General features: G+C 67.2%; 11 protein-coding genes. 5 read left to right on the forward strand and 6 right to left on the reverse strand.

The annotated features are described in order from the left end of the window. Positions 1-136: 136 nt before the first annotated feature. Complete coding sequence (locus WAN71_RS26790) at positions 137-871, forward strand: SDR family NAD(P)-dependent oxidoreductase (protein ID WP_422228224.1); 735 nt, start codon at positions 137-139, stop codon at positions 869-871. Here the strand turns inward: WAN71_RS26790 and WAN71_RS26795 are convergent. Together WAN71_RS26795 and WAN71_RS26800 are read right to left on the reverse strand one after the other, a co-directional pair. After that, positions 868-2,184 carry a L,D-transpeptidase gene (locus WAN71_RS26795; protein WP_422228225.1) on the reverse strand — a complete coding sequence of 439 codons (1,317 nt, stop codon included), beginning with the start codon at positions 2,182-2,184 and terminating at the stop codon, positions 868-870. The genes WAN71_RS26790 and WAN71_RS26795 overlap by 4 nt on opposite strands. A 46-nt stretch (positions 2,185-2,230) precedes the next feature. Further along, positions 2,231-3,316: a UDP-N-acetylmuramate dehydrogenase gene (locus WAN71_RS26800; RefSeq protein ID WP_422228226.1), complete on the reverse strand. Its 1,086-nt coding sequence runs from the start codon at positions 3,314-3,316 to the stop codon at positions 2,231-2,233. A 26-nt stretch (positions 3,317-3,342) separates the two neighbouring features. Here WAN71_RS26800 and WAN71_RS26805 point away from each other — a divergent pair, with 26 nt between their 5' ends. After that, on the forward strand, positions 3,343-3,867 hold the full coding sequence (locus WAN71_RS26805; protein WP_422228227.1) for a DUF2505 domain-containing protein: 525 nt from the start codon (positions 3,343-3,345) through the stop codon (positions 3,865-3,867). Here WAN71_RS26805 and WAN71_RS26810 read toward each other — a convergent pair whose 3' ends face one another. Continuing rightward, entirely contained in the window at positions 3,868-4,314 is a 447-nt protein-coding gene (locus WAN71_RS26810; protein ID WP_422228228.1) for an SRPBCC family protein, read from the reverse strand. It abuts the gene before it with no gap. A 166-nt stretch (positions 4,315-4,480) separates the two neighbouring features. Here WAN71_RS26810 and WAN71_RS26815 point away from each other — a divergent pair, with 166 nt between their 5' ends. From WAN71_RS26815 to WAN71_RS26825, 3 genes are all read left to right on the forward strand, one after another. Further along, a complete protein-coding gene (locus WAN71_RS26815) occupies positions 4,481-5,308 on the forward strand; it encodes a carbon-nitrogen hydrolase family protein (protein ID WP_422228229.1) in 828 nt (275 codons plus the stop codon). After that, positions 5,305-6,282 (forward strand): LmeA family phospholipid-binding protein, encoded by a 978-nt coding sequence (locus WAN71_RS26820; RefSeq protein ID WP_422228230.1) that lies wholly within the window; start codon positions 5,305-5,307, stop codon positions 6,280-6,282. Before WAN71_RS26815 ends, WAN71_RS26820 begins: the two co-directional genes overlap by 4 nt. Before the next feature lie 393 nt (positions 6,283-6,675). Further along, complete coding sequence (locus WAN71_RS26825; RefSeq protein ID WP_422228231.1) at positions 6,676-7,440, forward strand: DUF2993 domain-containing protein; 765 nt, start codon at positions 6,676-6,678, stop codon at positions 7,438-7,440. Positions 7,441-7,443: 3 nt separating this feature from the next. Here WAN71_RS26825 and deoC read toward each other — a convergent pair whose 3' ends face one another. The 3 genes from deoC to WAN71_RS26840 are packed head-to-tail and all read right to left on the reverse strand — an operon-like array spanning position 7,444 to position 8,790. After that, a complete protein-coding gene (gene deoC / locus WAN71_RS26830; protein WP_422228232.1) occupies positions 7,444-8,115 on the reverse strand; it encodes a deoxyribose-phosphate aldolase in 672 nt (223 codons plus the stop codon). Next, entirely contained in the window at positions 8,115-8,555 is a 441-nt protein-coding gene (locus WAN71_RS26835; protein ID WP_422228233.1) for a DUF2599 domain-containing protein, read from the reverse strand. Before WAN71_RS26835 ends, deoC begins: the two co-directional genes overlap by 1 nt. Positions 8,556-8,559: 4 nt before the next feature. Beyond that, positions 8,560-8,790 (reverse strand): DUF2516 family protein, encoded by a 231-nt coding sequence (locus tag WAN71_RS26840; protein WP_422228234.1) that lies wholly within the window; start codon positions 8,788-8,790, stop codon positions 8,560-8,562. Positions 8,791-8,941 lie beyond the last annotated feature (151 nt).

Raw genomic sequence — 8,941 nt, forward strand, 5'->3', positions numbered from 1 at the left:
CGCTTGGGGTTCGCTCAGGCGCGGCTAGCTGCGCGGCAACAAAACGCGCAGTCCGCGAACAGACACGCGGAGGTGTAGCCGAACAAGGAGCTGGAGTACACACGAGGAATTTAGCACGCTTATTAGAGTTGTTCAGATGACAACCGCTGAGCAACGGGTCGCAGTGATCACCGGCGCTAGCGCCGGGATCGGCGAGGCAACCGCGAAAACCCTTGCCGCGCAAGGCTTTCACGTGGTGGCCGTGGCACGCCGGGCCGACCAAATCAACGCGCTGGCCGCCGAGATCGGTGGAACCGCCATCGTGGCCGACGTCACTGATGATGCGGCAGTGGAAGAGCTCGCAGGTCAGCTCAGTCGGGTTGATGTGCTGGTCAACAATGCCGGCGGCGCCAAGGGCCTGGAACCGGTAGCCGACGCGGACCTGGAGCACTGGCGGTGGATGTGGGAGACCAACGTGCTGGGCACGCTGCGGGTAACCCGTGCGCTGCTGCCCAAGTTGATCGACTCCGGCAACGGCCTGATCGTCACCGTCACCTCGGTTGCGGCCCTGGAGGTCTACGACGGCGGCGCCGGCTACACGGCGGCCAAACATGCCCAGGGCGCGCTGCACCGCACGCTGCGCGGCGAGCTGTTGGGAAAACCGGTGCGGCTCACCGAGATTGCTCCCGGAGCGGTCGAAACCGAATTCTCATTGGTCCGCTTCGGCGGCGACCAGCAGCGCGCCGACGCCGTCTATGCGGGCATGACGCCGCTGGTCGCGGCCGATATCGCCGAGGTGATCGGGTTCGTGGCGTCCCGGCCGTCGCACGTCAACCTCGACCAGATCGTCATCCGGCCGCGCGATCAGGCGAGCACTACCCGCCGGGTCTAGCCGCCGGGTCGGCCGCTAGGCGGCGTCGTCGGGGTGCCCGACAACGTCGGCGCATTGCGGGGAGTGGCCGGGGCGTTGCGGGGTATCGACACCGGCGACGGCTTGGCTCCGCTGGCCGGCGGCAGCGCCGACATGCCCACCCAGGTGTCCCAGTCGACGGCCCAGTCCCAGATGTCGCCGTCGGAGTAGGACAGCTCGATCGTGCTGCCGGTCACCTCGACCGGGTCGCCGTAGATCGCGCTGCTGAAGTACTGCTGGGCGTCGGACGTCGACAGGTTGATGCAGCCATTGGTGACGTTGGTGTTGCCCTGCGCGCCGGCACTGGCCGGGTTGGCGTGGATGAACTCGCCGTTGTTGGAAATCCGCACCGCCCAGCGTTCGTGTGCATTCGAATAGCCGGCGGCCGGGTTGGACATGTAGAAGTCGGAGTACTTCTCGGTGACCACGTGAATGCCGTTGCGGGTCACGTTGCGGGCCTTGTCGGCTTCACCGTAGCTGCACGGGAAGTCCATGATGACGCCCTCGTCGCGGACCACTTGGATGCGGTGTGAGGGCACTTCGGCTTTGACCAATTGGCGGCGACCGATCTCGATGTTCAGGCTCATGTCCTGCTTGCCGTAGGCGCCCTCGCCAAACGGCAGCCCGTAGAGCTTGGCGTCGACGCTGACCTTGGTGCCGGCCGGGTAGTACTCGCGGGTTCGCCAGTGCACTCGGGCGCCACCGACTTCGTCGGGCAGCCACGCCCAGCTGCCCTCGACGGGCGGCTCGGTGCTGACTTTCAAGGCCCGCTCGACGGCGGCCTTGTCAGCGATCGGCGCGTCGAACTGGATGATGATCGGCGCCGCGACCCCGACGGTCTGTCCGTCGGCGAGCTGGAACCCACCGTCGATGACCTTGGTGGGCGCGACCGTGGTGAGCTTGCCCTGCACCGGCACAGCCTTGCCGTCGTGGCCTACCGCCGATCCGTTCCAGGTGTAGGTGGCGTCGTAGCCGAGCGGCTCGGTGACGGTGTAGATGGTGCGGTCCCGGTTCAACGCACCCTTGATCACCTTGCCGGACGAGTTGGTCAACGCAACGTGCTGAAACCAGCCGTCGCGCACCTCGACGGTGATCGGTGCGGTCGGGACCACCTCGGTGGCCTTATCGGCCGGCCGGAACGTCACGCTGACCTCTGCCGGTGGCTTGGCCTTCTCCGCTTGTTTGCTCGGCCCGCCGAAGCAAGCGGCTAACACGTTCGGCGCAAAGATGCCGACGGCCAGGGTCGTCAAAGCCCGGCGTCGGTTGACCGGCGAGAGGCCGCGCGCAGTGTCCACGACACAACAAGATACCGGCGAAAATGGACCGGCTGCCCCACGCGCACTACAGCGAGCAGCCGACCAGCACCGGCTCGGGTGTCAGTGTGACACCAAACACATCGCGGACCCCGTCCCGCACGGTGCGCGCCAGCGCCACCACGTCGGCGGCACTGGCCCCGCCGCGGTTCGTCAAAGCAAGCGCATGCTTGGTGGACAGTCGGCAGCGCGCAGTTGGGACGTCCGGATAGCCTTTGCCGAAGCCGGCTTGCTCGACCAGCCAGCCGGCGGCCAGTTTGACGCCGTCGGGAGCCGGATAGTGCGGCACTGCGCGGCCCGTCCCGCTGGCGCTACCCGCCAGCTCTTGGTAAAACTCTGGCGCGACAACCGGATTGGTGAAAAACGAGCCCACGCTCCAGGTGTCGTGGTCGGCCGGGTCGAGCACCATGCCCTTTCGGGTACGCAACTCGAGCACCGCCTCGCGGACCGCCGCGGGATCCGCGCGCTCCCCGGTCGTCACGCCCAGCGCCGCGACCAATTCGCTGTAGCGCATCGGCGCGCTGCGGCCCGACGGGTCCAACGCGAACTCCACCTCCAAAACGATGGCCGCGTCGGCGTGCTTGAGCACGCTGGTGCGATACCCGAATCCCAGTTCACTGGGCGGCGCCCAGCGCACCTCGCCGCTACGCCGGTCCAGCAGCCGGGCCCGGGTCAGGGTGTCAGCCACCTCAGCGCCGTAGGCGCCGACATTTTGCACGGGGGTGGCCCCCGCCGAGCCGGGAATGCCCGACAGGCACTCCAGCCCGCCCAGGCCTGCGGCGATCGCCGCGACAACCACGTCGTCCCACACCGCCCCGGCCTCGGCCCGCACGATGTTGCCGTCGACGCTGATGCTGTCGGTGGCCAGCCGCACCACGGTCAGGTCGGTCAGCGTCTCGGCGATCACCACGTTCGAGCCCCCGGCCAACACAAGCAGCGGCTGGCAACCCTCGCCGTCGAGGTGGTGCAGCGTGGCGACCACCTGCTCGGTGCTGGTGCAGGTGATGACGCGCGGCGCGACCGGACCGACCCGCAGCGTGGTCAGCGGCGCCAGCGGCACCGCCTCGTCGACGCCCGCACCGGCGAAAAGCGTTCCCACGTCACCCGGTTTCATGAGTCTTGACGGTAGCCTGACCTGCTATGCCGCGTTCGTTCGACATGTCCACCGACTATGCGGTCACCGTCGAAGAGGTCTTGCAGGCCTTCAGCGAAGAGGAGTACTGGCTGGCCCGGCTCGCCGATTCGGGCGCCGACGACACCGCGCTGGATTCGATACAAATCGGCGGTCCATCCGGAGATGACGGCAGCATCGACGTGATCACCACACAAGTGCTGCGCAGCGACCGGCTCCCGGGCATAGTCACCCAGTTCCACCGCGGCGATCTGCGCATCCGCCGCGAGGAGAGATGGGAGCCGGTCACCAACGGCTCGGCGAGCGCAACCATCACCGGCTCGATCCTGGACTCGCCGGCGTCGCTGACCGGCACCGCGGTGCTGGAGCCGGTGGCGGAGTCGGGCGGCGCCCGGATGAAGCTCCGGGCCACCGTCGAGGTGCGCATCCCGCTGGTCGGCGGCAAGTTGGAGAACTTCATCGGTAACCAACTCGTCGAGTTGCTGATCGCCGAGCAGCGTTTCACCACCACGTGGATCGGCGAAACCGCCTGATCATGACCGTGTTCGGGCGCCGCCTTCGGCGGCGGTAATACCGCCCTTGAGGAGTTCGCCGATGACCTTCTTCAGCACCGGCGATAACAACCAATCAAGACCGGGGATCTTGGGTGTCGACCGTAGGTGCCAGCTGACCGCGGTTCCGGTTCCTGCTTCGCGCAGCTCGACCGTGCCGACGTGATCCCGGACCGGCGCGCCTGAGAGCAACTTGTACGCATAACGGGTGGGTCGCCGATAGTCGATGATCTCTTCGACGATAGGAGGCCCGACCGCCTCGATGCGTCTGATCGCACCGACACCGTTTGGTGCGGGGGTTCCTTCGCGATCTAGCGTGCTGCGACGGCACGCCCACACGTAGTCCGCGATCGCGCGGTGGTCAGTGAGGGCGTCGAACACCGTCTCGATTGGCGCCGTCGTGGTCCGCGTGAGAGTGAACTCGATCATCCGCCCGCCACGCTTCCCACCCGTGTTGCCCAGTTGTCCACCTTCATGACCCCTCTCCCTTGCTAGCTCGATTGAATTCTGGCATCCGGGGCGATCCCACTGCGTATTCAGGTCGACCCGCTGCGCCCGGCTCCGCCGCGCTTGCGATCGCCCTAGGCTGGTGGTCATGCGGATTGCGGTGGCGCAGATCCTGTCCGGCACCGACCCGGCCGACAACCTGCAGCTGGTGCGGGACTACGCCGGGCGGGCTGCCGACGCCGGCGCGCGATTGCTGGTGTTCCCGGAAGCGACCATGTGCCGATTCGGGGTACCGCTGGCGCCGATCGCCGAGCCGGTCGACGGGCCATGGGCCGACGGGGTACGCCGGATCGCCGCCGACGCGAACATCACCGTGATCGTGGGCATGTTCAGCCCGGCCGATGACGGGCGGGTCACCAACACGCTGCTGGCAGTGGGCCCGAGCGCACCGAATCAGCCCGACACCCACTACCACAAGATTCACCTCTACGACGCGTTCGGCTTCTCCGAGTCGCACACCGTCGCGCCGGGCCACGAGCCGGTGGTGATCACCGTCGACGGCGTCGGGGTGGGGCTGACCACCTGCTATGACCTACGCTTTCCCGAACTCTTCACCGCGCTGGCGCGCTGCGGCGCCCAGTTGATCACCGTCAGCGCGTCGTGGGCTTCTGGCCGCGGCAAGCTGGAGCAGTGGACGCTGCTGGCCCGGGCTCGGGCGCTGGACTCCACCAGTTACATCGCCGCCGCCGGGCAGGCCGATCCGGGCGAGCCGCTGGCTTCGACCGCGCCGACCGGGGTGGGCGGCAGCCTGGTGGTTTCCCCGTTCGGCGAGGTGGTGGCCTCGGCCGGAGCCGATCCGCAGTTGTTGGTCACCGACATCGCCCTCGATCGGGTGACCGAAGCCCGCGAAACAATCGCGGTGCTGCGCAACCACATAGCTTTCGCTCATGGGGATAAGGCAGAATCGCCCAGGTGACGAATCCGCAAGGACCGCCGCACCAGGACCCGTCGATATGGGCTCGTCCGGGCGGCCAGAGTCCGGGTACCCAACCGGCCCCGCCGGCCGAGTCGCCAACAACCCAGGTGGCTGGGCATGAGCCACCAGTCCAGCCGGCACACCAGACCGTTACGGCGCCGACACTGGAATTCCCGGCTGCGTCGCCTTACGAACAGCCCCCGTCGCAGGACCCAGCAGCTCCCGTGAAAACCAAACGCCGCTTCCTCGGCGACCCGGTGTCGATCATCCTGGTTCTGGTCATCGTGGCGGCGTTAGCCGTCGCCGGTCTGATCGGCGGCGAGCTGTATGCCCGCCACCGCGCCGACAACGTGGTGGCCACGGCCACCGAATGCGTGGTGCAGGACCAGGCCACGGTGTCCTTCGGCCCCACCCCGTTCCTGTTGCAACACATCACCGGCCACTACCGCGACATCTCCATCCACACCGCAGGGCACCAGATCCGCGACGCTAAGGGAATGAGGGCGGACATCAACATCAACGACGTTGACCTGCACGGCAGCGCTGACTCAAAGGGAACCATCGGCGCGCTGGATGCCACCATCACCTGGACGTCGGACGGCATCAAGGAAACCGTGCAAAACGGTGTTCCACTCGTCGGCGGATTGATCAACAGCGTCAGCACCAACACCAGTGCCGGCACCATCGAATTCAACGGCGCAATGGGCTTGGGCAGTGTCACCGTCAAGCCGGCGGTCGCCGGCAGCGGGCTGTCACTGCAGGTGGTCAAGGTCACCGCGATGGGCACCACGCTCCCGCACGAGGCGGCGCAATCGGCGCTGGACACCTTCACCTCCGGACTCACCAAGAACTATCCGCTGGGTATCCACGCCGACAGCGTGCAGGTCACCAATGACGGCGTGGTGGCTCACTTTTCGACGCGCAACGCCTCCATCCCAGCCGGCCAGACCGACCCCTGCTTCGCCCATGTTTAGGACCGACCGCCACGGGGATAAGGAATCGCGCTCATGACGAACTCACGAGGGCCATCAAGCGGCGACCCGTCGGAAGGGGGTCGTCCGCCCAGGCCGGCCGGGCCGCCCAACCGGGGTGTACCGCCACGACGCCAGCCTCCACCGCCGTCCGAGTACCCGACTCGCCAGATCCGCCACGGCGGCCCCCCGCCGAATCGCCCACCGCAGCAACCGGGTTCACCGCCGCAACAACCGGGTTCGCCACCGCAACAACCGGGTCCGCCGCTGAATCGGCCGCCGTAACAGCCCGGTCTGCCACCCAATCCGCGGCCGCATCAGCCCGGTCCGCCGCCCCCACACGAACATGCCACCACCACCCGGATAGCGACACCGGCGCCGTCGCCAGACACACCGGTGAAGAGCAAACACGGCTTTTTCGCTGACCGGACAGCGATCCTGTTGATCCTGGCGATCGTGGTGCTGGTGGTCCTCGCCGGTGCGATTGGCGCCGAGCTGTATACCCGCCACCTGGCGAGTAGCAAGGTGGCAAGCGCGGTGCAGTGCGAGGTGCAAGACAGCGCCACCGTGTCCTTCACCCCGGTCCCGCCGGTGCTATGGCAATACCTCACCAGTGACTACTCCGACATCTCCGTGCAGACTGCGGGCAATCAGGTGCGGTCGGCCAAAGGCATGAAGGTGAGCCTGGACATCCGCAACATTAAATTAAGTAACACCAACAACTCTCAGGGCACGATCGGCTCACTGAACGGCACCATCACCTGGTCGGCGGATGGCATCAAGCAGTCGATCCAGGACGCCATCCCGGTGCTGGGCAAGTTCGTCACCGGCGACGTCACCACCAACCCCAGTGACGGCACGGTCTCACTGAAGGGCACGTTCGACAGCGCGACCGTCAAGCCGCAGATCGTCAACAACGGGCTGTCGCTGCAGGTGGTCAGTTTGAGCGCCTTGGGCTCCAAGATGTCAACAACCACAGTCCAAAAGGACCTGGACGACCTCACCTCGAAAGCGACCCAGAACTATCCGCTGGGCATCCACGCCGACAGCGTCAAGGTCACCGACAGCGGGGTGGAGGCGACGTTCTCTGCCCAAAACGCCACCATCCCGACGTCGTCGTCGCAGCCGCAGTCCGGTCAGGACTGCTTCAGCGGAGGCTGAGGCTCAGTCCAGCCCGTCGAGCACCGCGCGGGTGCCCGACAGCCCCAGCCGGGTGGCGCCTGCGTCAAGCATCGCCAAAGCATCGGCGGCAGTGCGGATGCCGCCGCTGGCCTTGACCCCGAGCCGTCCGCCGACGGTGTCGGCCATCAGCGCGACAGCGGCCACCGACGCCCCGCCGACGGGATGAAAACCCGTCGAGGTCTTCACGAAATCCGCGCCGGCGTCTTCGGCGGCGCGACAAACGTCGGCCAGGGTTTGCTCGCCGGCCAGCGTCAACAGCGCCGCCGACTCGACGATCACCTTGAGCACGGCGGCGGTTACGGCGGCTCGCACTGCCGCGATCTCTGACCGCACCGCGTCGACGTCACCGGCAACCGCGGCGCCGATGTCGATGACCATGTCGACCTCGCTGGCACCGGACGCCACAGCCAGCGCCGCTTCCCGTGCCTTCAGCTCGGGCAGGTGCTTCCCGGAAGGGAACCCGGCAACCGTGGCCACCCGCACCCCTGCGGTGTTGGCGTGCGGCACCATCGACGGCGAGACGCACACGGCGTAGACGCCCAGGGCTGCGGCTTCGGCCGCGGCGGCGGCCACTTCAGCGGCCGTGGCCTCGGGTTTGAGCAGGGTGTGATCGACGAGGGCCGCCACCTGGGCGCGGGTCCGTCGGCCGGGCATCAAAAGCTCTCTTCGGAACCGCCGGGGTTGCATCCAGAGCCGATCATCGTGGTGGCGTCGACGACCGGCCGCCACCGCTCCAGATTCCAGCTGGCCTTGCCCGGCTGGAGAACCTCGGCCAACTCCCAATGGCAGAGGAACTGCTCGCGCATACCCGGGGTAGCCGCATCGGACGCCAGAGCGAGCACCTCGGACCACGCCTCATCGGCGTCGGGACCGGCCGAACCGAGTTGCCGGGCGGCCGTTCGGCCGGACGCCGTCGGATACACCCGCAGGCTGGGCAGCTGGTTCCACTGAGTCCAAAGAACGTGGTCGACGAACGGCGGCGGGGACCGAGGATCCTGCGGCGCTCCCGCGCCGGCGGTGTCCGGATCGGCCGATGCCGGAGCGGCACCCAACAGCGCGACGATCACGGTCGCCGCGAGGGTCAAAGCTCGCATCCCGCTATCGCGACTTGCCCTGAATCTCAAGAAGTTTCGGCCGAACGTCAACCAGGTAGACACCCGCCGCGCAGGCCCCGATAACCATCCCCATCACCGACGACGCCGGTAATACCGCGGTAAGCAGCGCGGCAACGCCCAAGATGATCAACCAAACCGGCTTGGTCATCTTGTCGGCGGCGGTGTATGCGTCGGGCCGCTGCATCGCCGCGTGCACGAAGGCGTAGACCCCCATCAGCAATACGCCGATCTGAACGACGGTCAAAACTATATACACGAGATCCACCCAATAAGCCTAAGCGTGCGACGCGAAAAACGTCGACTCCGAGCCGCCCGGTCGGGCGACTCGGAGTCGAGGTGTAGCAGGTCCGCGTTGCCCTTTCCGG

This window comes from Mycobacterium sp. (genome assembly GCF_049280035.1).
Classification (GTDB): Bacteria; Actinomycetota; Actinomycetes; order Mycobacteriales; family Mycobacteriaceae; genus Mycobacterium.

Bases quoted from the DNA above. Each gene is read 5' to 3' on its own strand.
- WAN71_RS26790 (WP_422228224.1), top strand. From the start codon at position 137: ATGACAACCGCTGAGCAACGGGTCGCAGTGATCACCGGCGCTAGCGCC.
- WAN71_RS26800 (WP_422228226.1), bottom strand. From the start codon at position 3,316: ATGAAACCGGGTGACGTGGGAACGCTTTTCGCCGGTGCGGGCGTCGAC.
- WAN71_RS26805 (WP_422228227.1), top strand. From the start codon at position 3,343: ATGCCGCGTTCGTTCGACATGTCCACCGACTATGCGGTCACCGTCGAA.
- WAN71_RS26810 (WP_422228228.1), bottom strand. From the start codon at position 4,314: ATGATCGAGTTCACTCTCACGCGGACCACGACGGCGCCAATCGAGACG.
- WAN71_RS26815 (WP_422228229.1), top strand. From the start codon at position 4,481: ATGCGGATTGCGGTGGCGCAGATCCTGTCCGGCACCGACCCGGCCGAC.
- deoC (WP_422228232.1), bottom strand. From the start codon at position 8,115: ATGCCCGGCCGACGGACCCGCGCCCAGGTGGCGGCCCTCGTCGATCAC.
- WAN71_RS26835 (WP_422228233.1), bottom strand. From the start codon at position 8,555: ATGCGAGCTTTGACCCTCGCGGCGACCGTGATCGTCGCGCTGTTGGGT.
- WAN71_RS26840 (WP_422228234.1), bottom strand. From the start codon at position 8,790: ATGGGGGTCTACGCCTTCGTGCACGCGGCGATGCAGCGGCCCGACGCA.